Below are 21,270 nucleotides of genomic sequence, written 5' to 3' on the forward strand. Positions count from 1 at the left end.
CTTTCAGCAGAATACAATTATTGTACGTCTCTTTTAGTTAGTTCTGTTGCCACTCTAGCTACTGTGCGACGTGCAACGCGTAACTGAATTGGGTTTTCTAAAGGAGAAATAGTATGAGCCATTTTTAGGTCTATATAACTCTTTTTAGTCTCACTAAGTTTCTCTTGTAACTCAGCTATTGAAAGCTGTTTAATGTCTGATTGCTTCATAATATCTTTTTATTAAGCTTCGTAATCTCTAGCTATGATAAACTTAGTTTTCACAGGAAGCTTTTGTGCTGCTAAACGTAAAGCTTCTTGAGCTACGTCCAATGGCACACCACTTATTTCAAATAACATACGTCCTGGTTTTACAACAGCTGCCCAATATTCAACGGCACCTTTACCTTTACCCATACGTACTTCAAGAGGTTTCTTAGTGATAGGCTTATCTGGAAATATCTTAATCCATAACGATCCTTCTCTTTTCATAAAACGAGTAGCGGCAATACGCGCTGCTTCTATTTGACGTGCAGTTATAAAAGACGAGTCTAATGATTTAATACCGAAGGTACCATTTGATAACAAATGACCTCTTCCAGCATTACCTTTCATACGACCTTTTTGCTGCTTACGAAATTTTGTTCTTTTAGGCTGTAACATTTTTTCTTTTCTTTAAAGAATTACTTTCTACGACGAGGTTGGTTCTTACTTGGACCACGTCCACCTTTACCTTTTTGCTTGGATAGACCGACTAATGGAGATAATTCTCTTTTTCCATATACTTCGCCTTTCATAATCCAAACCTTAATGCCCAATCTACCATAGGTAGTATGTGCTTCAACTAAAGCATAATCTATATCTGCTCTAAAAGTAGATAATGGGATACGTCCTTCTTTATAGTGTTCAGAACGTGCCATTTCAGCACCATTCAAACGACCACTAATCTGAATCTTAATCCCTTCTGCATTCATACGAATAGCAGCAGCAATAGCCATTTTTATAGCTCGTCTATAAGAAATTCTACTTTCTATTTGACGTGCGACACTTGCTCCGACTAAATGTGCATCTAGTTCAGGTCTTTTAATTTCAAAGATGTTCAACTGAACCTCTTTACCAGTAATTTTCTTAAGCTCTTCTTTTAACTTGTCTACCTCTTGGCCACCTTTCCCAATAATTATACCAGGTCTAGCAGTAGTGATAGTAACGGTTACAAGTTTAAGTGTGCGCTCAATAATTACCCTACTTACACTAGCTTTAGATAAACGTGCATGTACGTATTCTCTAATCTTATGGTCTTCGGCAAGTTTATCACCATAGTCGTTTCCTCCATACCAGTTAGATTCCCATCCTCTGATAATCCCTAAGCGATTTCCGATTGGATTTGTCTTTTGTCCCATATCTAGCTTTGTGTTTTATTTGTTGCATCTACAACCACTGTTACGTGATTAGATCTCTTTCTAATTCTATGTGCTCTACCTTGAGGTGCAGGACGTAATCTTTTTAACATAGATCCACCGTCTACTCTTATCTCTTTGATAAATAATTTAGCTTCTTCAACATCAGCATCTTCATTTTTAGCTTGCCAGTTTGCTATCGCAGACATTACAAGCTTCTCTAAACGACGAGATGCCTCTTTTGGACTAAATCTAAGAATCTGAAGAGCTTTCTCTGCCTTCTCACCTCTTACTAAATCCGCAACTAAACGCATTTTTCTTGGTGATGTAGGACAGTTATTCAGCTTTGCAAAAGCAACTTGCTTTTTCTCAGCCTTAATAGCTTCCGCCATTTGTTTTTTACGACTTCCCATGATTCTTATTTTTTACCTTTATTCTTAGCACCTGCATGACCTCTAAAAGATCGTGTTGGTGAAAATTCTCCTAATTTGTGACCTACCATATTTTCAGTAACATAAACCGGAACAAATTGACGACCATTATGAACTGCTATAGTCTGTCCAACGAAATCTGGAGAAATCATTGATGCTCTTGACCAAGTTTTGATAACCGTCTTTTTGTTTGAAGCTACATTTTCTGCAACTTTCTTATCTAATTTATAGTGGATATAAGGTCCTTTTTTTAATGAACGTGCCATACTATTTTAATTATTTCTTTCTACGTTCTACAATATACTTATTACTCGCTTTCGTCTTAGAACGTGTTCTATAACCTTTAGCAGGAATACCGTTTCTAGATCTTGGATGACCACCTGAAGATTTACCTTCACCACCACCCATTGGGTGATCGACTGGGTTCATCACTACTGGTCTTACTCTTGGACGTCTTCCTAACCATCTACTTCTACCTGCTTTACCAGATACAAGCAATTGATGATCCGAGTTAGAAACAACACCAATAGTTGCCATACATGTTACTAAAATCATTCTAGTTTCACCAGAAGGTAATTTTACAGTAGCAAACTTATCACCTCTTGCCATTAATTGAGCAAATGAGCCAGCACTACGCGCCATAACAGCACCCTGACCAGGACGTAACTCAATACATGAGACAATCGTACCCAAAGGTATTTCACTCAAAGGCATTGCGTTTCCAATTTCTGGAGCGATACCTGTTTCACCAGAAACTATTTTTTGCCCTACTTGTAAACCATTCTGCGCGATAACATAACGTTTTTCACCATCTTGGTAATTTAATAAAGCAATAAATGCTGTTCTGTTAGGATCATACTGTATTGAATCAACTTCTGCTGGAATACCAGTCTTATTTCGTTTGAAATCAATAATACGATACTTCTTTTTATGCCCACCACCTATATGGCGCATGGTCATTTTTCCTTGACTGTTTCTACCACCAGATCTTTTGTTCGGAGCAAGCAAGCTTTTCTCCGGCTTATCAGTAGTTATGGCGTCAAATCCATTTACTACTCTAAATCGCTGAGCTGATGTTATCGGTTTTAATTTTCTTACTGACATTAATGTCTAAAATTACATGTTAGTGTATAAATCTATTACTTCACCTTCCGCCAGTTGTACAATTGCTTTTTTAATAGCATTTGTTTTACCATGTTGAACACCAGTTTTTGTAAACTTGGTCTTTCTATCTGGACGGACATTTATCGTACGAACTTTTTCTACAGAAACTCCATAAGCAGCTTCAACCGCTTTTTTGATTTCTACCTTGTTCGCCTTTGTATTCACCTGAAATGCATATGCATTAAACAACTCACTTTGCATGGTTGCCTTTTCTGTGATTATAGGTTTTATTAAGATACTCATCTGTTCTATTTACTTAAGTTCGATTCAATTCCTTCTAAAGCACTTTCAATTAGAATAACTTTATTAGCATTCATTATTTTATAAGTACTTAATTCTGAGGCTGTTATGACTTCAGAGCCTTTAAAATTGCGTGATGACAAATATACATTATTATTTGAACCACCCAACACTATAAGAGATTTTTTGTTTTCAACCTCTAAAGCCTTTAAAACATTGATAAAGTTTTTAGTTTTAGGGGCCTCAAAATTGAAATCCTCTAGCACTAAAATTGACTTATCATTTGCCTTAATACTTAAAGCTGATTTACGCGCTAAACGTTTTACGTTTTTATTTAATTTAAAACCGTAATTTCTTGGTCTAGGACCAAACATACGTCCACCACCTCTGAATACACCAGACTTTATACTACCTGCTCTTGCAGTACCAGTACCTTTCTGCTTCTTAATCTTACGTGTACTACCAGAAATATCTGCTCTTTCTTTAGCCTTGTGCGTCCCCTGTCTTTGATTTGCTAAGTATTGCTTAACATCTAAATAGACTGCGTGGTTATTAGGCTCTATAGCGAACACCTCTTTAGAAAGCTCAGCTTTCCTTCCAGTGTCTTTTCCGTTTATATCTAAAACTGCTACCTTCATTACTTTTCAATGATTACATAAGAATTATTATGACCAGGAACACAGCCCTTAACCACAAGTAGGTTCTTTTCAGGAACTACTTTGTAAACTCTTAAATTTTGAACTTTTACTGTTTCACCACCCATTCTTCCGGCCATCTTCATTCCTTTGAATACTCTCGCAGGATAAGAAGCTGCACCAATAGAACCCGGAGCTCTTAAACGGTTGTGTTGACCGTGTGTTGCTTGACCAACACCGGCGAATCCGTGACGTTTAACTACACCCTGAAATCCTTTACCTTTTGAAGTACCTGCGACATCCACAAATTGACCTTCAGTAAATTGATCTACCGTAATAGAATCACCTAATTTGTACTCCTCACCAAAACCTTTGAATTCAACAACTTTGCGTTTTACAGAAGTTCCTGCTTTTTTAGCATGACCTAGGTCAGCTTTAGTAGCACTCTTTTCTGTCGCGTCATCGAAACCTAATTGAAGGGCTGAATAACCATCCACTTCTTCAGTTCTGACTTGGGTAACGATACATGGTCCAGCTTCGATTACTGTACATGGAATGTTCTTTCCATTTTCATCGAAAATGCTGGTCATACCGATTTTTTTTCCAATTAACCCAGACATAATTATTATTTATTTATTATTACTATTTGTTATTCAAAATTCAAGGCTGAAAATACGTTTCAGCCTTGAAGTGTATTTTTATCCGTTTTTCCTTCGCACGCAGCTTAGGACATGTTAGTGTAAAATTACACTTTGATTTCAACTTCTACTCCACTCGGCAATTCAAGCTTCATTAAAGCATCAATTGTTTTAGAAGATGAAGAGTAAATATCTAATAACCTCTTGTAAGAGCTTAATTGAAATTGTTCTCTAGACTTCTTATTTACGTGAGGTGAACGTAAAACAGTGAAAATTTTCTTGTGTGTTGGTAATGGAATTGGTCCCGTTACTACTGCACCTGTACTTTTTACTGTCTTTACAATCTTATCAGCAGACTTATCTACTAAGTTGTGATCGTAAGATTTTAATTTAATTCTGATTTTTTGACTCATATTATTAAGATTTACGATTCAACTCCTTTAGCTGCCTTAATTACTTCTTCAGAAACATTAGAAGGAGTTTCAGCATAGTGAGAAAATTCCATTGTTGATGTTGCACGGCCTGAAGATAATGTTCTTAATGTAGTTACATAACCAAACATTTCTGATAATGGTACAGTAGCTTTTACAGTTTTTGCACCAGCTCTATCACCCATATCACTCATCTGACCTCTTCTTCTATTTAAATCACCTACAATATCACCCATGTTTTCTTCAGGTGTAATAACCTCAAGTTTCATGATTGGCTCCATTATAACTGCCTTAGCGGCTCTTGCAGAATTCTTAAATCCTAATTTTGCTGCTAATTCGAATGATAATTGATCAGAATCCACATCATGATAAGATCCATCTCTCAATGTCACTTTCATAGAATCTACTTCAAAACCTGCCAATGGCCCATTAATCATAGCCATTTTAAATCCTTTTTCAATTGAAGGTATAAATTCTTTAGGAACGTTACCACCTTTAATTACAGATTCAAACTGAAGACCTACAACACCTTCATCTGCTGGCTCAATCGTAAATACGATATCAGCAAATTTACCACGACCACCAGATTGTTTCTTGTAAACCTCCCTATGATTTGCAGATTGTGTAATAGCCTCTTTATATTCAACTTGTGGCTGACCTTGGTTAACCTCAACTTTAAATTCTCTTCTTAAACGATCCACAATTACATCTAAATGTAATTCACCCATTCCAGAAATAATAGTCTGTCCTGAAGCTTCGTCTGAACGCACTGTAAATGTTGGATCTTCTTCAGCTAATTTAGCTAAACCAATACCTAACTTATCTACATCTGCTTTTGTCTTAGGCTCAACCGCGATACCAATTACCGGATCAGGGAAGTCCATAGATTCTAAAACGATAGGATGTTTTTCTGATGTCAATGTATCTCCCGTTTTAATAGATTTAAATCCAACAGCAGCTCCAATATCACCAGCTTCGATAAAATCAATTGCATTCTGCTTATTAGCATGCATTTGATAAATACGAGAAATACGCTCTTTTTTACCTGATCGGTTGTTTAACACATACGAACCTGCATCTAAACGACCAGAATAGGCACGAAAAAATGCTAAACGTCCTACAAAGGGATCCGTTGCAATTTTAAATGCTAAAGCAGCAAAAGGTTCATCAACGCTTGGCTTACGAATTTCTTCTTTCTCTGTATCTGGATTCATTCCAATGATACCTTCCTTATCCATTGGAGAAGGTAAATAACGACAGACAGCATCTAATAAAAACTGTACCCCTTTATTTTTGAAAGCAGAACCACAAACCATAGGAATGATTGCCATATCCATAACAGCAGCTCTAAGTGCATTGTGCACTTCGTCTTCTGTGATAGAATTTTCATCTTCCATGTACTTCTCTAGTAGGTTCTCATCGTAACTTGCTACTTCTTCAATAAGTTTGCCACGAAGAATCCTTGACTCTTCTTTAAGCTCTTCAGGTATATCAACTACATCAAAAGTCGCACCCATTCCTTCTTCATGCCAAACAATAGCTCTATTCTTAACTAAATCGACAATACCTTTAAAGTTCTCTTCGTCACCAATGTTTAAAACGATAGGCACAGCATTTGAACCTAGCATTTCTTTAACTTGTTTGCAAACCATCATAAAATCAGATCCTTGACGGTCCATTTTATTTACGAAACCAATTCTTGGTACTTTGTAGTTATCTGCTAATCTCCAGTTAGTTTCAGACTGAGGCTCAACGCCATCAACTGCACTAAATAAGAACACCAAACCATCTAGTACACGTAAAGAACGGTTTACTTCAACCGTAAAATCTACGTGACCAGGTGTGTCAATTATATTAAAATGGTAATCCTTCGTTTCTGAAAGGATTTCAGCATTTTCCTTTGGAAACTGCCATGTACAGGTTGTAGCTGCCGAAGTAATTGTAATACCACGTTCTTGTTCTTGCTCCATCCAGTCCATTGTTGCAGCACCATCATGAACCTCACCAATTTTGTGAGAAACTCCTGTATAATAAAGAATACGCTCTGTAGTCGTGGTTTTACCAGCATCAATATGCGCGGCAATACCTATATTTCTTGTATATTTTAAATCTCTTGCCATTTCCTATTAAAATCTAAAGTGAGAGAATGCTTTATTTGCCTCTGCCATTTTATGAGTATCAGATCTCTTTTTAACAGCCGCACCTTCTTCTTTTGCTGCAGCTAATACTTCTGAAGCTAATCGTTGTGCCATAGACTTTTCGTTTCTCTTACGTGAAAAGCTAATTAACCATTTCATCGCAGTTGAAACCTTACGGTCTGGACGAATTTGCATTGGAATTTGGAATGTAGCACCACCAACACGACGACTACGTACTTCTACGTGAGGCATCACATTAGATAACGCTTCTTTCCAAACCTCTAAAGCTGTTTTTTCGTCATCATTCTTTTTCTCTTCAACAATATCAATTGCATCATAGAATACTTTAAAAGCTGTAGACTTCTTACCATCCCACATCATCATGTTAACAAAACGTGTTACTAACTGATCATTAAATTTTGGATCTGGTAAAAGCGGTCTCTTTTTTGCTGCTCTTTTTCTCATGTCTTCTTCTTAAAGTTTTTTAATTACTTCTTAGGGCGTTTTGCTCCGTACTTAGATCTACGTTGTGTCCTTCCAGCAACACCTGCTGTATCTAAGGCACCACGAACGATGTGATATCTAACACCTGGCAAATCTTTTACCCTTCCACCTCTAACCAATACTATCGAGTGCTCTTGTAAATTGTGACCTTCTCCACCAATGTATGCATTTACTTCGTTTCCGTTTGTTAAACGAACCCTTGCTACCTTACGCATTGCTGAGTTAGGTTTCTTAGGTGTCGTTGTATAAACACGAGTACATACACCACGTCTTTGAGGACACGAATCTAAAGCAGCCGATTTACTCTTCTTGGTTATTTTGGCTCTTCCTTTTCGTACTAATTGTGAAATTGTTGGCATATATTTCTATATAAAATTTTATTAATCCTCACTTTTGAGGGGTGCAAATGTAGTAATTAATATCTATTATTCAAACACTTGAGAATTAATTTTTGAAAGAAATATAAACTTTCATTTTACACATATATATAATGGTCTATTTTTACGTTACTATAAGAGTTATTTCATATTCAATTAATGACATTCGTAAAACGCTTTATTCTTCTTTTAATTTTTATTTGCTCAAATCAAATTACTGCGCAATCGCTCAATTTAAAGATTACAGCAGAAAACGAAGAGCGAACAAAAACCATTGACTCTTTAGGATATAATAGTCTATTTGACAACTATAATAATTTAGAATCTGAAGTTAATGATTTAGCTAAACAGCTCGCTCGGTTTGGTTATATAGACACAACTATTGAGCGCATTACCAAAAAGAATGACACACTTTTTAATGCAGAATTATTTCTAGGTGAAAAAATAAACTCCATTAGAATATATTATGATTCAGACTTTGATCCCGAATTATTAAATTTTATTACACATTCAAAAAACGAAAACTCATTTGAATTAGAGATTAGTTCACTTGAAAATATATTAAATGAATTAAATTCTAAAATTGCAGAACAAGGCGATCCGTTTTCATCGTTACAACTTGTAAATATTTCAAAATTTAGTCCTAATTTAATATCAGCAGATTTAAAAATTGTTAGCAATCAAAAAAGGCGTATTGATAAAATCATTGTAAAAGGCTATGAAAATTTCCCTAAGTCTTATATTAAAAGGTTTTTAAAATTAAGAACCGGAAAATCCTTCAATTTAAATGCTATTAAAGAAAAAGTTGAACTTTTAGAAGATCTACGTTTTGCAAGAACTATTAAAGACCCAGAGGTTTTATTTACTAAGGATTCTACGACACTATATTTATATGTAGAAAAAACAAGAACTAATAATTTTGATGGATTTCTAGGCTTTGGAACTAATGAGAATACGAATAAAATAGAGTTTGATGGCTACTTAGACTTGAGACTTATTAATAACCTTAATTTTGGCGAGACCTTAAATCTATTTTACAAGAGTGATGAGATAGATCAACAAACCTTTAGAGTAGATACTGATTTACCTTACTTATTTGGTTCACCAATAGGGCTAGAAGTAGGACTACAACTATTTAGAAAGGACTCAACATTTTCAACCGCTAATCAATATGCTAAAATAAATTATCAAATTAATTCTAGACACACTTTTGGTATTGGCATAACGTCTATAAGCTCAACCAATCTGCTAGAAAATGATACTGCAATTTTAAATGATTATACAACTAATTATTACACACTGAATTATAACTACATAAAACCTCAACCATACGACCCTTTGTTTCCTATTAACTTTTGGTTTGATTTATCTACAGGTTTTGGCGATAGAACTAACGATTTAGGATCACAAAAACAAAATTTATTTACTTTAGATACTTATAAGATTTTTAATTTAAATAACAAAAACAGTATCTATACAAGACTAAACGGATCTATTTTAAACTCAGACGATTATTTAGACAATGAATTATTTAGGTTTGGTGGTATTAATTCTATCCGTGGTTTTGAAGAAAATAGTTTAGTTGCCAATCTTTATGGAGTTATAAACACCGAATACCGTTATAGACTAAGTAATAGTATATATGTGCATTCAGTTTTAGATGCTGCTTATTTTGAAAATCAAATTACAAACAGCAAACAAAAGCTTTTTGGGTTTGGATTTGGTTTAGGATTAATTACCAATGCAGGTCTTTTTAGATTAAACTATTCTAGTGGAAAAACAGAAAATCGTCAATTTAAGCTATCCGATTCAAAAATCCATCTAAGTTTAACGGCTACTTTTTAAATAAATAGTTAGGTTTGTTAAAAAAATTAAATTAAAGTTAAAACTAGACATTATGATAAGAAAACTACTCGCCTTATACTTCTTAACTTTATCAATCAATTTCTGTTTTAGCCAAAATACAGTTGGTACAATATCTATTACCGAAGATGCCTTTGAAGCGCTTACGCTGTTTAACATTAATACCAAGGCCTATCTCATAAATAATTGTGGAGAACTAGTGAATGAATGGACTAGTAATTATCTTCCTGGTAGTTCAGTATATCTGCTACCAAATGGTAATTTACTTAGAGCAGGCCGCTTAGAAGATGGCAGTAGTGATATTGCTTTTGGTGGACAAGGAGGAATTGTAGAGCTTTTTGACTGGGATGGCAATATTGTATGGTCTTACATTTATAGCTCGAGTACTTTTAGACAACACCACGATATTTATCCTCTGCCTAATGGTAATATATTACTATTAGCTGCAACCGTAATGACTGAAGCTGAAGCTATACAAGCAGGACGCGATCCAAGCTTCCTTATAGATAACGAACTTTATAATGAGCAAATTTTAGAATTAGAACCTGTTGGCACAAACCAAGCAAATATTGTTTGGGAATGGAATATTAATGATCATTTAATTCAAGATTTTGATGCTACAAAAGATAATTTTGGTGTAGTTGAAGATAATCCACAACGCTTAGATATTAACTTTTTAAATGGCGGAACTGGAGGTAACAACTGGCTTCATGTTAACTCTATACAATATAATGAAGAAAGGGATCAAATTGTAATAAGCGCTAGACGAATTAGCGAAATATGGATTATAGATCACTCTACAAGTACTGCAGAATCCGCTTCTACCACAGGAGGTACTTATAACAAAGGCGGAGACTTATTATACAGATGGGGAAATCCTGAAGCTTACAGACAAGGCTCTCCCTCTGACAGAACATTATTTGGGCAACACACCCCTCGTTTTATTAAATCTGGATTACCAAATGAAAATAAAATCATTTTATTTAACAATGGATTTCAACGTAGTCCTGAATTTTCTCAAGTAGATATTATAACTCCACCTGAATCTAGTCTTGGTGTATACGACTATACACCTAATAGTTCCTATGGTCCTTTAAATACAGATTATACCTATTCTGATTTATCTGAAGACCCTTCAGCGTTTTTTACAGCAATTGTGAGTAGCGCACAGCAATTACCAAATGGAAATATCTTGATATGTGAAGGTAGAGATGGTTATTTCTTTGAACTAGATAGTAACAATGAAAAAGTATGGGAGTATATAAATCCTATTAACAATAATAATGGCAACTCTACACAACAAGGAATGCCAGCTCCAGGAACAAATTTAACCTTTAGAGCTACAAAATATCCTTTGAATTTCTCTGGTTTTGATGGTAGAGATCTATCTCCTAACTTACCTCTTGAATTAAATCCAGATTTAACTCCATGTAATAACTTAAGCATAGTAGATTTTAATGAATCTGTAGTTGGCGTATACCCTAACCCAACCAATACTATTATAAACATATCTTCAACTCAAAATATTGATAAAATTGAAGTTTACAATACCCTGGGACAAAAAGTAGTAGAATCTAGATTTTCAACTATAGATTTATCATTACAAAACAGGGGCATATACTTTTTAAAAATACATTCAGTAGGGAAGATCATCTCTAGAAAAGTCATTAAGAATTAAATTTATAACTAAAATTTAAATTATATAACCATCCTATTTTCAGGATGGTTTTTTTATACCTTTGTGCCATGGATAATGAAACAACTATTTTTGGGATTAGAGCAATCATTGAAGCGATTAAATCCGGAAAAACTATTGACAAGGTTTTTTTACAAAAAGGAATTAAAGGTGAGCTTTTTCAAGAATTAGAAGGTTTATTACGAGCAGAAGGTATTAATTCATCTTACGTACCAATTGAAAAACTAAACCGATTAACAAGAGGTAATCATCAAGGTGCTGTTGCACAAATTTCACCTATTGAGTTTCATAATATTGATGATTTAGTAATGCAAGTTATTGAGTCTGGTAAAACGCCATTATTCCTATTACTAGATCAACTAAGTGATGTTAGAAATTTTGGCGCTATAGTTAGAACTGCTGAATGTACAGGTGTCAATGGCATAATTATTCAGAAAAAAGGGGGTGCACCAATAAATGGTGATACTATTAAAACAAGTGCAGGCGCCATTTTTAAGATGCCTATTTGCAAAGTAGATCATATAAAAGATGCTGTTTTTCACATGCAATCTTCCGGAATAAAAGTTATAGCGGCAACAGAAAAAGCAAAAGACTTTTTATTTGATGTGTCCTTCAAAGAGCCTTGTGCAATAATTATGGGATCTGAAGGCAGAGGTATAAACCCATCTGTACTAAAAGTCGTTGACGACCATGCCAAACTTCCTATTTTAGGTGAAATTGAATCTTTAAATGTTTCTGTAGCGTGTGGTGCATTCTTATACGAAGCGTTAAGACAACGTCGTTAATCCTCCTTTTTCTTAAAAATATAGTTAACTTTCGGAGACTGAAATATTTCAGTTTCAGCATCCGTTTCGATTTCTAAATCAGGTTCAAGTTCTATAAAATTACCGTCTTCATCAAAATGGCGCATAAATGGATCATCGTCTTCATTATAATTTGATTGTTCCCATCTGTAACGTTCTGGCTTAGCAACTTGATTTCTAAAAAATAAAGCAAAAGCAAACCCTGTAATTAATCCGCTTAAATGGCCCTCCCAAGACATACCCATTTTTATAGGCAACACATACCATATCATACTCCCATATAGAAATACAACCATCAAGGATAGAGCGATTAACCTATAGTGTTTTGCTAAAATTCCCTTAAAAAAAATAAAACTAACGAGTACATAAATCAATCCACTAGCACCAATATGATTTCCAGAATTACCAATTAACCAAGTTAAAAAACCAGAAAGCGGTATACCGTAGAGTATAACTTTCCAAGCTATCTTTTTATAAAAATAAAAAAGTGCTAATGATAAAACAAAAAGCGGAATAGAATTATTATAAATATGATCTATGTCTGCATGCAAAAACGGACTTGTTATAATACCTATGAGCCCTTCTACTTTTTGGGGTCTAATACCAAAATATTTAATACTATAATCTATACGTACCTGATACCAGAAAACAAGCCATACTAAAAATACTATCATCAGAGGATATAAGATGACACTATTAGAGTATTTAAATTGTTGCGAAGACATATATTAATTTGTAAAATGTACTTCAAATTTATGACCAAAACTAAAAACCATGAAATATTGTCATAACTGTTTAATAAAAGCATCCTAAGTTTAGATGGCATTTTGTAATTTTAGAGCATGAATATTCCTTTAGCAGAGCGCTTGCGTCCTAGAACATTAAATGACTATATAAGTCAACAACATTTAGTTGGTAAAGATGGCATACTCTACCAGCAAATTAAAAGTGGAGTTATTCCGTCACTCATACTCTGGGGACCACCTGGTATAGGAAAAACTACTTTAGCTAATATTATCGCTAATGAGTCTGAGCGTCCGTTTTTTAAATTGAGTGCTATAAACTCTGGAGTCAAAGATATTAGAGAAGTAATAGATAAGGCTAAAAAAAGTGGAGGTTTGTTTACGGCTAAAAATCCGATACTATTTATTGATGAAATTCATCGTTTTAGTAAATCACAGCAAGACTCGCTTTTAGAGGCTGTAGAAAAAGGTTGGGTGACTTTAATTGGTGCAACGACAGAAAATCCAAGTTTTGAAGTTATTTCGGCATTATTATCTAGGTGTCAGGTTTACACCCTAAATGCATTTAGTAAAGACGATTTACAATCTCTGCTTAAACGCGCACTTAAAGAAGATAACATAATTTCAAAGTTAAATATTGAATTAAAAGAAACAGAAGCCTTATTAAGATTGTCTGGAGGAGATGCGAGAAAACTCTTAAATATTTTTGAACTACTCGTAACTTCGTTCGAAAACGATAGTGTTGTTATTACAAATGAACTTGTATTAAAACAAGTACAAACTAAAACAGCACGTTACGACAAGACCGGAGAACAACATTATGACATCATATCTGCCTTTATTAAATCTATTCGTGGCAGCGACCCTAATGCAGCCGTATATTACTTAGCACGTATGATTGAAGGAGGAGAAGATGTTAAATTTATTGCTAGACGCTTACTGATTTTAGCTAGCGAAGATATTGGAAATGCAAATCCTACAGCATTAGTTATTGCCAATAATACGTTTCAAGCTGTATGTGTAATCGGCCACCCAGAGTCTCGTATTGTTCTTAGTCAATGCACAACATATTTAGCTAGCTCACCTAAAAGTAATGCTGCATATGAAGCCATAAATAAAGCACAACAGTTAGTCAAAGATACTGGTGATTTATCTGTACCTATGGCTATAAGAAATGCTCCTACTAAGCTAATGAAAGAATTGGGTTATGGTGACCAATATAAATATGCACACAGTTATAAAAACAATTTTGCGGAACAAGAGTTTCTTCCTGAAGAAATCGCAAATACAAAATTATACGAACCAGGACATAACCAAAGAGAGCAAGCTCAAAGAAATTATTTAAAAGGGCTTTGGAGAGAGAAATATGGCTATTAAAATTTAATTCTAATTTCTTCTTTCTTAATTGAAGTTTGAAGATTTTCAGAATAAATCCATTTATCATTTTCTTTATAAACTATAGCATTTTTGTCTTTCACTAGATATACATCAGCGGCAGACGTTGCCAATAAAATCATCACTATTTTAGGATCCGCATCTACTAATTGGTAACCATTGTCAATCTTCTGAGCATAGAAAGCCTGAGAATCAGGAGTGTTTACTAGTCCTTCTATAGTTTCTACAATTTCCTTTTTTGGTTTCTTATCTAAAGTTTTAACTGTTTCCTTTTCAACCGCAACATCTGTGATTCTAGGTGAGTATTTATAAGTTTTAATCGCAAAAGTACTAAACGCATCACGTAAGGCCTCTTGATGGGCTACCTCGTGTTTGTTTTCACCCGAAGAACCAACATCAGACGTAAATATTAGATTCCCATAACAATCTGTAAAAGTAACTTGAAGTTTTGTTTTTTTAAAACCACCTTTAACGTCTTCAACATCTGAATAAATTGCCAAGCATCTATCTTTAAATAAATCCTCAGGCAATTTTTCTTTATCATAAAAAGCTGAAAAATTATTCTGTTTAAATAGATATTTGGTCAATGTATTTAAACGGTAAGTGTTTTCACCTTTTAGAAAACTAAACTTTAAAGGAACAACAACATATTTATAATTATTTATTTCACTTCCGTTAGATACTTGAGATTCTACCTGAAAACTGAAACAAAGAACTAAACTCAGTATTATTAATTTTTTCATTGTTATAATTTTAAATTGATGTGTTTATTTGAATATTAAAATGAGTTCATATCAATCATCTATATTAAAAAATTAATAAACATTTTATACGTGTTTAAAGATAATCTGCTATAGCTTTAAGATGATAAACTTGCTTGTAGTTTTCTGTTTTAAATTGCTTTTTGTAATCAAAATGAATAGTGTCCATTCCTAAATTTGCTGCACCCTCTATATCAGCTTCTAAGCTATCTCCTATCATTATACTTTCTTCTAATTTTGCTTTGGCTAAATTTAATGCAAAATTAAAAATTTTAGGATTTGGTTTTTTTACGCCAACCATTTCAGAATTGGTTACAGTTTCAAAATAATTTCTAATATTTGAACTTTTCATTTTCTTTTCTTGAATCTCTTCAAATCCATTAGTAATGATATGCAATGTATATTTATTTTGAAGATAATCAAGGATTTCGAAAGTGCCTTCAAACAAATGATTAAAACTAGATAAATGTTCTATATAAGCCTCAGACAACTTATTAATCATTTCATCTTCAACACTAATGTTAATAGCATCAAAAGCCTCCTTTAACCTACGATAACGCAACTCTGATTTGGTTACTTTTTCATTTCTATAAAGTCTCCAATATTTAAGATTGATTGGTTCGTAAACGTTAAGAAATTCTTTTAGATCAACATTAATAGTGTTTAACTTAAAAATTTTCTCAAATGTTAGTCCTGAGTTTTTATCAAAATCCCAAAGGGTGTGATCTAAATCAAAAAATACGTGTTTTATGGTGTTTTTCATTCTGCGGATTCTAAAACTAGATTAAAGAGCGATTTATATCCATTCCAACGGTCTAAATCACTTAGTGAATAATTATGAAAAATTGGTGTAAATGTACCATTAACAGCTTTCACCTCTTCTATTAACTTCTTTAAATGCTCAGTTTTATCTAATTCTGACTTGTACTTTAACAGTGCAAAGTCTAAGCATTGGTATGGATTTATTTGTAATGGTGTTTGCACTTCATAATCTAAATCATAAAACTGAAATGGTGTACATGTACCTGCTCTAAACCCAAGTGTATCTATATAACCCATTGTAAAATCCTGATTAATTTCAAGCTCTACCAAATTACGATAAGACGTTGGTAAATTTAATTTAGAGAAAGAATGTCGTATTGCCTTTAAATCTGTATTGGTAATACTTTCAATTTTTAGTTTCTCTTTCTTTAAAATCGAAATATCATCTAATGCAAAGTAGGATGCTTTAATCCCAACATCACAATAATCTGCCACAGATTTAATAAGAGAAATAAATTGCTTCTTATTTGTGTTTATGTTTTTATCATATGTGGAATAATCACCTATTAAAAACAAAACCATAAATTTAAAGTTACACGTTTTTTGTTTTCTAATAATCCACCTAAATGTATCATAAGGATCTCTCTTAAAACCCATTAATACCAAGTAACGTTGGTACAGTTGTCGTAAATTAAAACGACTCAAATCATTTAAAGTCCCACCTACAGTGCGTAATAATCCTTTTTGCCTAAAATAGTATGCAGCTGGCACATCTATAACTGGTTGAATTTTGTAAGTCCGCTCTGGGAATTGATAATCGGGAAATCGTTTTTGTAAAACTACTTTTAGCTTGTAAGCCCAAATATCTACTATTGGTTGCTGTAAAAACCGATGGTTATATGCCAAGCTTTCCTTTGCCATAAATCTACCATAATCATCTTTTACATGTGGCATATATTCTTCATAACGACTCAGTAAGTAGAAGGAAGCTGCAAAAATATCAAATGGTAAGTCGCTACGTTCTCCAGTGGCAAAAAAACCTTTAGTATTACCCCATGGTTGTACATTGATATCTAAATCCGATAAACCATTCTCAAATAATAGTGCATTACTTCTTACAAATAACTCATTACTCAATGGTTGTTTAGCGTAAGACATTTTAAGACTATTATGCGCTATAAAATCCTCAATCTTAGAAGTAAAACTAACCTCTAACCCAAGTATACGTTTACAAATATGCTTAAATGTGTATTTAAAACGTGGTGTGATTTTATGCGTGTATACTAATAGCATTATATGATTTCTTCGTCTGCGAAACTAAAATACGCTTTCTCAGTTACAATGAGGTGGTCTAAAACTTTAATATCTAAACATTGTGCAGCCACTTTTAGTTTTTGAGTAATGTCTTTATCAGCTTGACTCGGTTTCAAAGTCCCAGAAGGGTGATTATGGCAAAGAATTAAAGCAGTTGCGCCAGTCTCTAAAGCATTTTTAAGTACCAAGCGCACATCTACTAAAGTGCCAGTAATACCACCTTTACTTAATTGATTTTTTTGAATTACTTTATTAGAATTATTTAGATATAAGATCCAGAATTCCTCATGTGGCAACTCCCCTAAAATAGGTTGCATTATATTATAAACAGATCGGCTAGAGGTTATTTTTTCTAATTGCAATACTTCTTCTAAACGTCGTCGTCGTCCTAATTCTAAAGCTGCTGTAATAGAAATAGCCTTTGCTTCACCAATACCTTTAAATTCGATTAATTGTTTAATAGATAGTTTTCCTAAAGCATTGAGGTTGTTATCTACACTTGCTAAGATCCGTTTACATAAATCTACGGCACTTTCTTCTCTGTTACCAGAACCAATGAGAATAGCGACTAATTCAGCATCGCTTAAAATCGCTTTTCCTTTATCTCTTAATTTTTCTCTAGGCTGATCGTCTTGTGACCAATTTTTAATTGAAAATGAAGTTGGTTTTTCTGACATGCTCTAAAGATAAAAAATTGTAAATTTAAGCGTCTAAATTAATTAATTATTAGCAAATATTAAGATTCTGAAATTAACTCAGGATAACAATTTATGAATTACCCTCCAAAAAAACACCAAGATAATGATATCAATCACATGATTGATGTTATTAAAACTTACCCTTTAGCTACTGTTATATCTGTAAAAGACAATCTGCCATTAATAACACACTTACCTTTGGTTTATGAAGATGGTAAACTTATTGGACACATAGATATTTATAATCCACAAGGTACTTTATTAAAAGATGATAACGATGTAACAATCATTTTTGCAGGACCTGAATGTTACATTTCCCCAAGCATCTATTCTACGACGCAATTACCTACTTGGAACTACATTAAAGTTCATCTCATAGGAAAAGTAAAAGCCATTAAAAGTAAAGCAGCTCTAAAACAGTCTTTAATTACTATGACGGAATTTTTAGAAACACCAGACCATAAGTACATTTTAGAACCAGACAATCCGCGTTTAGATAAAAATCTCGATTATATTGAAATGTTTGAAATTGAAATCACTAATTGGGAAGGCAAGTTTAAACTATCACAAGACAAAAAGCCAAAAGACATAAAAGCTGCTCGCGAGGAATTGGTTAGAGCTAATCAAGAGAGTATTCGTTTATTTTTAGATAAAGTATTTTAAATTAAAAAACAGATGAAACACCTATTTACATTTTTTATTATTCCTTTATTAGTAATTAACACGAGTATTCAGAAAGAAAATTTTATTGGCAAATGGGAAGGAGAAGACCAAGGTGAAATTGGTTATATTCTTTTTGATAATGAAGGTTACGCTGCTTTTGAAATTCAAGGACAAGTATTAGGCGGAAAAGAATTTACTATGAATGGAGAAAAGGGGAAAATGACATACTCTATTAATTACGAAACCGAGCCAATTGAAATTGATTTCATCATGACAAAAATAGAAACGGGAGAATCGAAAACAATTTTAGGTATAGCAGAATTTACAAATGAAAGCACCATGATTTTTGATATGAGTTTTGATTCTGAAAGACCGTCTGGTTTTACGGACACTGCGATTACGCTGAAACGTGTGAAGTGACCCTAATCACATCACTCAACATCATAAGAATCCAACCTCCTAACTATAGTCGGAATATTTTGTGTAACAAAAGAAGTAGTATCATAAATTAGTCCTACACCATCTGTATAGTAATGATGGTCCAAGCCTTCTGCTTGTTCTCCATTAGCTGTAATTGCAAAACGTTGCGTGTACGTACTTTCAAAAGTACCTGCTTCTACCGTAATTTCATGATCAGTAGCAATGAGCTGTTCATATATAGTTCCCCAACTTTGTTGGTTTATAACTCTTGTTACAAAATCATTATTAGTATACTTTATACTGCCATCATTTCTAACTAAATAGCCAACAGAATCTCTTAACAACTCAAAATGCTCACCATTAGGGTTACAAAATGTAATTCCCTCTTCGTTACCAGTTGTAAAACGTCTAAACTTAAAATAAGTGTTATTATCTATAATCTCAGTACCTACTATACTCACAGCATCTAATACTCCTGTATCGTCATAGGTTTCTGTATAAGAATTATATTTATAGTGTTTATAAATCCATTCATTACCTTCTGTAAGCGCGTAAAAATTAGATTCTGGGTCTTGGTCATTATCTGAAGTAGTACAAGACAATAATAACACGGCAAAAAAGCAAACATAAAGAATTCGTTTCATAATTATTGAGATTGATTAATACTTTGAAACGTAACTGTTTTTATATGCTTTAGTTTTTAGTTGGTCTATTCAATAACGTATTAACTCGTCTATTATTACACTTAGTCTCTGTTAATTTCCATTCTAAAAAAGCTAAATAAAAGCATTTTTTTAGTGTAACATTATAATTAAATATGTAATTAACTTATAGAAGCTTTTGTTTATAACATAAAATTAAACCTTAGGCCATGAATAAAATTAAAACGAGATAGAATACACTATCTAAGAATCAAAAAATTATATTTTGTGGCCTATCAATTATTATAGTCTTAATTTTTGCACCACAAGTTTTCAAATTGGGAGAAGTAACTGGATCAGCTTTTATCATTGGATCAATTAATTAAAAAGCTTCTTTTTTAAAGTCTATTAATCTTTTTATTTGATAGTCCCAAAAAAATAAACCACCTTCGTTTTATAAGACTCATTAAACCATAAAACGAAATGTCACTTACACTTTTATCATCGCCACTACAAGGGTTTACGGACTTCCGATTTCGGAATGCCTTCAACCATTATTTTGGAGGTATCGATACGTTTTACGCTCCTTACATTCGGTTTAATAACAAGTTGATTATTAAAAATTCTTATCAGATCGATTTACAGATCGAAAACAACAAAGAGCTCGAAGTCATTCCGCAGATTATGACTAATAGTGCTGACGAGTTTCTCTTCGTTGTAGATTATATTCAAGAATTAGGTTATAAAGAATTAAACTGGAATTTAGGCTGTCCCTATCCAATGGTTACAAAACGTGGTATGGGTTCTGGTCTTATTTGCGATCCAGAAAAAATCAATCATATCCTAGATCGTGTACACAAAGAAACTGACATCGTCGTTTCTATGAAAATGCGAATGGGTTACGAACATGCTGAAGAAATTCTAGACACCTTCCCTATACTAGATAGCTATCCGCTAAAAAGTATTGCCATTCATGCACGTATAGGTAAGCAACTATATAAAGGAGGAGTTGATTTAGATGCTTTTCAGAAGTGTATAGAAAGTACCAAACACAAATTATACTACAATGGAGATATTACTTCAGTGGCGAAATTGAAGGAAATGCAAACCCGTTTTCCAAGCATAGATCATTTTATGATGGGCAGAGGCCTTATTGCAGATCCGTTTTTACCAAGCATGATAAAAAACGACACCACAATATATCCAAAGAACCGATGGGAAATTTTTAGAGAATTTCATGACACAATATATCATCAATACGATGCGGCACTTTCTGGACCAACTCCCATAAAAATGAAAATGCAAGGCTTTTGGGAATTTTTTGCGCAGTCGTTTTCAAACCCTCAAAAAGCATTTAAGAAAATTAAAAAAGCAAATAATCCAAAAGCGTATCAACAAGCAGTTGCTGAGATCTTAAAGAATGGATAGATTTACGTTTATCTATTTTACGATGTCGTCAGTTCGAATACTTACTTTTTGAAGTGTAACGGAAAAAAATAAGTGTATCGAGAACAGGTTGAAAGCTACTAAGCTTCTCGATACAATTTTTTGAAATAAAAAATCACTCTAACTGACGTT

Annotated in this window: 26 protein-coding genes; 7 read left to right on the plus strand and 19 right to left on the minus strand. The window is 33.4% G+C overall.

Translation table 11 applies throughout. The annotated features are described in order from the left end of the window. Positions 1-17 precede the first annotated feature (17 nt). The 13 genes from rpmC to rpsL form a co-directional block, all read right to left on the minus strand. Positions 18-209 carry a 50S ribosomal protein L29 gene (gene rpmC / locus B2U95_RS12765; protein ID WP_296316921.1) on the minus strand — a complete coding sequence of 64 codons (192 nt, stop codon included), beginning with the start codon at positions 207-209 and terminating at the stop codon, positions 18-20. A 12-nt stretch (positions 210-221) separates the two neighbouring features. Continuing rightward, a complete protein-coding gene (gene rplP / locus B2U95_RS12770) occupies positions 222-641 on the minus strand; it encodes a 50S ribosomal protein L16 (protein WP_296316922.1) in 420 nt (139 codons plus the stop codon). 20 nt (positions 642-661) lie between these two features. Further along, positions 662-1,378 carry a 30S ribosomal protein S3 gene (gene rpsC, locus B2U95_RS12775; protein ID WP_296316923.1) on the minus strand — a complete coding sequence of 239 codons (717 nt, stop codon included), beginning with the start codon at positions 1,376-1,378 and terminating at the stop codon, positions 662-664. 2 nt (positions 1,379-1,380) lie between these two features. Further along, a complete protein-coding gene (gene rplV, locus B2U95_RS12780; RefSeq protein WP_296316924.1) occupies positions 1,381-1,788 on the minus strand; it encodes a 50S ribosomal protein L22 in 408 nt (135 codons plus the stop codon). A gap of 5 nt (positions 1,789-1,793) precedes the next feature. Then, complete coding sequence (rpsS, locus tag B2U95_RS12785; RefSeq protein WP_248027961.1) at positions 1,794-2,072, minus strand: 30S ribosomal protein S19; 279 nt, start codon at positions 2,070-2,072, stop codon at positions 1,794-1,796. A gap of 10 nt (positions 2,073-2,082) precedes the next feature. Beyond that, positions 2,083-2,910: a 50S ribosomal protein L2 gene (gene rplB / locus B2U95_RS12790; protein ID WP_296316925.1), complete on the minus strand. Its 828-nt coding sequence runs from the start codon at positions 2,908-2,910 to the stop codon at positions 2,083-2,085. A 12-nt stretch (positions 2,911-2,922) separates the two neighbouring features. After that, entirely contained in the window at positions 2,923-3,213 is a 291-nt protein-coding gene (gene rplW / locus B2U95_RS12795) for a 50S ribosomal protein L23 (RefSeq protein ID WP_296316926.1), read from the minus strand. 5 nt (positions 3,214-3,218) lie between these two features. Continuing rightward, positions 3,219-3,848: a 50S ribosomal protein L4 gene (rplD, locus tag B2U95_RS12800; RefSeq protein ID WP_296316927.1), complete on the minus strand. Its 630-nt coding sequence runs from the start codon at positions 3,846-3,848 to the stop codon at positions 3,219-3,221. Beyond that, the gene (gene rplC / locus B2U95_RS12805; protein ID WP_296316928.1) at positions 3,848-4,465 is read right to left on the minus strand and encodes a 50S ribosomal protein L3; all 618 of its coding nucleotides are present in this window, start codon (positions 4,463-4,465) and stop codon (positions 3,848-3,850) included. The genes rplD and rplC overlap by 1 nt, the downstream gene beginning before the upstream one ends. A 125-nt stretch (positions 4,466-4,590) precedes the next feature. Beyond that, positions 4,591-4,896: a 30S ribosomal protein S10 gene (gene rpsJ / locus B2U95_RS12810; protein WP_007650482.1), complete on the minus strand. Its 306-nt coding sequence runs from the start codon at positions 4,894-4,896 to the stop codon at positions 4,591-4,593. Between the two features lie 11 nt (positions 4,897-4,907). Next, complete coding sequence (gene fusA, locus B2U95_RS12815; protein ID WP_296316929.1) at positions 4,908-7,034, minus strand: elongation factor G; 2,127 nt, start codon at positions 7,032-7,034, stop codon at positions 4,908-4,910. Positions 7,035-7,040: 6 nt separating this feature from the next. After that, positions 7,041-7,517 (minus strand): 30S ribosomal protein S7, encoded by a 477-nt coding sequence (gene rpsG / locus B2U95_RS12820; RefSeq protein ID WP_296316930.1) that lies wholly within the window; start codon positions 7,515-7,517, stop codon positions 7,041-7,043. A 23-nt stretch (positions 7,518-7,540) separates the two neighbouring features. Next, the gene (gene rpsL, locus B2U95_RS12825) at positions 7,541-7,915 is read right to left on the minus strand and encodes a 30S ribosomal protein S12 (protein WP_008269190.1); all 375 of its coding nucleotides are present in this window, start codon (positions 7,913-7,915) and stop codon (positions 7,541-7,543) included. Between the two features lie 177 nt (positions 7,916-8,092). Here rpsL and B2U95_RS12830 point away from each other — a divergent pair, with 177 nt between their 5' ends. The 3 genes from B2U95_RS12830 to rlmB all read left to right on the plus strand — a co-directional run bounded on the left by B2U95_RS12830 (position 8,093) and on the right by rlmB (position 12,277). Beyond that, positions 8,093-9,778 carry a POTRA domain-containing protein gene (locus tag B2U95_RS12830; RefSeq protein WP_296316931.1) on the plus strand — a complete coding sequence of 562 codons (1,686 nt, stop codon included), beginning with the start codon at positions 8,093-8,095 and terminating at the stop codon, positions 9,776-9,778. Positions 9,779-9,830: 52 nt separating this feature from the next. Beyond that, positions 9,831-11,474, plus strand: a complete 1,644-nt coding sequence (locus B2U95_RS12835) for an aryl-sulfate sulfotransferase (protein WP_296316932.1) — start codon at positions 9,831-9,833, stop codon at positions 11,472-11,474. A gap of 68 nt (positions 11,475-11,542) precedes the next feature. Further along, positions 11,543-12,277, plus strand: a complete 735-nt coding sequence (gene rlmB, locus B2U95_RS12840) for a 23S rRNA (guanosine(2251)-2'-O)-methyltransferase RlmB (protein ID WP_296316933.1) — start codon at positions 11,543-11,545, stop codon at positions 12,275-12,277. Here the strand turns inward: rlmB and B2U95_RS12845 are convergent. After that, the gene (locus B2U95_RS12845) at positions 12,274-13,020 is read right to left on the minus strand and encodes a rhomboid family intramembrane serine protease (protein ID WP_296316934.1); all 747 of its coding nucleotides are present in this window, start codon (positions 13,018-13,020) and stop codon (positions 12,274-12,276) included. The genes rlmB and B2U95_RS12845 overlap by 4 nt on opposite strands. Positions 13,021-13,137: 117 nt before the next feature. On the opposite strand from B2U95_RS12845, the gene B2U95_RS12850 reads away from it, so the two are divergent. Next, a complete protein-coding gene (locus tag B2U95_RS12850) occupies positions 13,138-14,415 on the plus strand; it encodes a replication-associated recombination protein A (protein WP_296316935.1) in 1,278 nt (425 codons plus the stop codon). Here the strand turns inward: B2U95_RS12850 and B2U95_RS12855 are convergent. The 4 genes from B2U95_RS12855 to radC form a co-directional block, all read right to left on the minus strand. Continuing rightward, positions 14,412-15,176: a hypothetical protein gene (locus B2U95_RS12855; RefSeq protein WP_296316936.1), complete on the minus strand. Its 765-nt coding sequence runs from the start codon at positions 15,174-15,176 to the stop codon at positions 14,412-14,414. The genes B2U95_RS12850 and B2U95_RS12855 overlap by 4 nt on opposite strands. A 94-nt stretch (positions 15,177-15,270) precedes the next feature. Next, positions 15,271-15,957, minus strand: coding sequence for a YjjG family noncanonical pyrimidine nucleotidase (locus tag B2U95_RS12860; RefSeq protein WP_296316937.1), 687 nt, complete (start codon positions 15,955-15,957; stop codon positions 15,271-15,273). Continuing rightward, the gene (locus B2U95_RS12865) at positions 15,954-17,249 is read right to left on the minus strand and encodes a polysaccharide deacetylase family protein (protein ID WP_296316938.1); all 1,296 of its coding nucleotides are present in this window, start codon (positions 17,247-17,249) and stop codon (positions 15,954-15,956) included. The genes B2U95_RS12860 and B2U95_RS12865 overlap by 4 nt, the downstream gene beginning before the upstream one ends. Beyond that, the gene (gene radC / locus B2U95_RS12870; protein WP_296316939.1) at positions 17,249-17,947 is read right to left on the minus strand and encodes a RadC family protein; all 699 of its coding nucleotides are present in this window, start codon (positions 17,945-17,947) and stop codon (positions 17,249-17,251) included. The genes B2U95_RS12865 and radC overlap by 1 nt, the downstream gene beginning before the upstream one ends. A 93-nt stretch (positions 17,948-18,040) precedes the next feature. Here radC and B2U95_RS12875 point away from each other — a divergent pair, with 93 nt between their 5' ends. Both B2U95_RS12875 and B2U95_RS12880 read left to right on the plus strand, forming a co-directional pair. Further along, positions 18,041-18,631: an FMN-binding negative transcriptional regulator gene (locus B2U95_RS12875; RefSeq protein WP_296316940.1), complete on the plus strand. Its 591-nt coding sequence runs from the start codon at positions 18,041-18,043 to the stop codon at positions 18,629-18,631. Positions 18,632-18,643: 12 nt separating this feature from the next. Next, entirely contained in the window at positions 18,644-19,051 is a 408-nt protein-coding gene (locus B2U95_RS12880) for a hypothetical protein (RefSeq protein ID WP_296316941.1), read from the plus strand. Between the two features lie 11 nt (positions 19,052-19,062). Here the strand turns inward: B2U95_RS12880 and B2U95_RS12885 are convergent, their stop codons facing one another. Further along, the gene (locus tag B2U95_RS12885; RefSeq protein ID WP_296316942.1) at positions 19,063-19,695 is read right to left on the minus strand and encodes a hypothetical protein; all 633 of its coding nucleotides are present in this window, start codon (positions 19,693-19,695) and stop codon (positions 19,063-19,065) included. Positions 19,696-20,175: 480 nt separating this feature from the next. On the opposite strand from B2U95_RS12885, the gene B2U95_RS12890 reads away from it, so the two are divergent. After that, positions 20,176-21,120, plus strand: coding sequence for a tRNA dihydrouridine synthase (locus tag B2U95_RS12890; RefSeq protein ID WP_296316943.1), 945 nt, complete (start codon positions 20,176-20,178; stop codon positions 21,118-21,120). The last annotated feature ends 150 nt before the right edge of the window (positions 21,121-21,270 follow it).

This window comes from Winogradskyella sp. UBA3174, from assembly GCF_002364335.1.
Classification (GTDB): Bacteria; Bacteroidota; Bacteroidia; order Flavobacteriales; family Flavobacteriaceae; genus Winogradskyella.

Excerpts from the sequence above, each read along its gene's own strand:
- rpmC (WP_296316921.1), bottom strand. The coding sequence starts at position 209 with ATGAAGCAATCAGACATTAAACAGCTTTCAATAGCTGAGTTACAAGAG.
- rplP (WP_296316922.1), bottom strand. The coding sequence starts at position 641 with ATGTTACAGCCTAAAAGAACAAAATTTCGTAAGCAGCAAAAAGGTCGT.
- rpsC (WP_296316923.1), bottom strand. The coding sequence starts at position 1,378 with ATGGGACAAAAGACAAATCCAATCGGAAATCGCTTAGGGATTATCAGA.
- rplV (WP_296316924.1), bottom strand. The coding sequence starts at position 1,788 with ATGGGAAGTCGTAAAAAACAAATGGCGGAAGCTATTAAGGCTGAGAAA.
- rpsS (WP_248027961.1), bottom strand. The coding sequence starts at position 2,072 with ATGGCACGTTCATTAAAAAAAGGACCTTATATCCACTATAAATTAGAT.
- rplB (WP_296316925.1), bottom strand. The coding sequence starts at position 2,910 with ATGTCAGTAAGAAAATTAAAACCGATAACATCAGCTCAGCGATTTAGA.
- rplW (WP_296316926.1), bottom strand. The coding sequence starts at position 3,213 with ATGAGTATCTTAATAAAACCTATAATCACAGAAAAGGCAACCATGCAA.
- rplD (WP_296316927.1), bottom strand. The coding sequence starts at position 3,848 with ATGAAGGTAGCAGTTTTAGATATAAACGGAAAAGACACTGGAAGGAAA.
- rplC (WP_296316928.1), bottom strand. The coding sequence starts at position 4,465 with ATGTCTGGGTTAATTGGAAAAAAAATCGGTATGACCAGCATTTTCGAT.
- rpsJ (WP_007650482.1), bottom strand. The coding sequence starts at position 4,896 with ATGAGTCAAAAAATCAGAATTAAATTAAAATCTTACGATCACAACTTA.
- fusA (WP_296316929.1), bottom strand. The coding sequence starts at position 7,034 with ATGGCAAGAGATTTAAAATATACAAGAAATATAGGTATTGCCGCGCAT.
- rpsG (WP_296316930.1), bottom strand. The coding sequence starts at position 7,517 with ATGAGAAAAAGAGCAGCAAAAAAGAGACCGCTTTTACCAGATCCAAAA.
- rpsL (WP_008269190.1), bottom strand. The coding sequence starts at position 7,915 with ATGCCAACAATTTCACAATTAGTACGAAAAGGAAGAGCCAAAATAACC.
- B2U95_RS12830 (WP_296316931.1), top strand. The coding sequence starts at position 8,093 with ATGACATTCGTAAAACGCTTTATTCTTCTTTTAATTTTTATTTGCTCA.
- B2U95_RS12835 (WP_296316932.1), top strand. The coding sequence starts at position 9,831 with ATGATAAGAAAACTACTCGCCTTATACTTCTTAACTTTATCAATCAAT.
- rlmB (WP_296316933.1), top strand. The coding sequence starts at position 11,543 with ATGGATAATGAAACAACTATTTTTGGGATTAGAGCAATCATTGAAGCG.
- B2U95_RS12845 (WP_296316934.1), bottom strand. The coding sequence starts at position 13,020 with ATGTCTTCGCAACAATTTAAATACTCTAATAGTGTCATCTTATATCCT.
- B2U95_RS12850 (WP_296316935.1), top strand. The coding sequence starts at position 13,138 with ATGAATATTCCTTTAGCAGAGCGCTTGCGTCCTAGAACATTAAATGAC.
- B2U95_RS12855 (WP_296316936.1), bottom strand. The coding sequence starts at position 15,176 with ATGAAAAAATTAATAATACTGAGTTTAGTTCTTTGTTTCAGTTTTCAG.
- B2U95_RS12860 (WP_296316937.1), bottom strand. The coding sequence starts at position 15,957 with ATGAAAAACACCATAAAACACGTATTTTTTGATTTAGATCACACCCTT.
- B2U95_RS12865 (WP_296316938.1), bottom strand. The coding sequence starts at position 17,249 with ATGCTATTAGTATACACGCATAAAATCACACCACGTTTTAAATACACA.
- radC (WP_296316939.1), bottom strand. The coding sequence starts at position 17,947 with ATGTCAGAAAAACCAACTTCATTTTCAATTAAAAATTGGTCACAAGAC.
- B2U95_RS12875 (WP_296316940.1), top strand. The coding sequence starts at position 18,041 with ATGAATTACCCTCCAAAAAAACACCAAGATAATGATATCAATCACATG.
- B2U95_RS12880 (WP_296316941.1), top strand. The coding sequence starts at position 18,644 with ATGAAACACCTATTTACATTTTTTATTATTCCTTTATTAGTAATTAAC.
- B2U95_RS12885 (WP_296316942.1), bottom strand. The coding sequence starts at position 19,695 with ATGAAACGAATTCTTTATGTTTGCTTTTTTGCCGTGTTATTATTGTCT.
- B2U95_RS12890 (WP_296316943.1), top strand. The coding sequence starts at position 20,176 with ATGTCACTTACACTTTTATCATCGCCACTACAAGGGTTTACGGACTTC.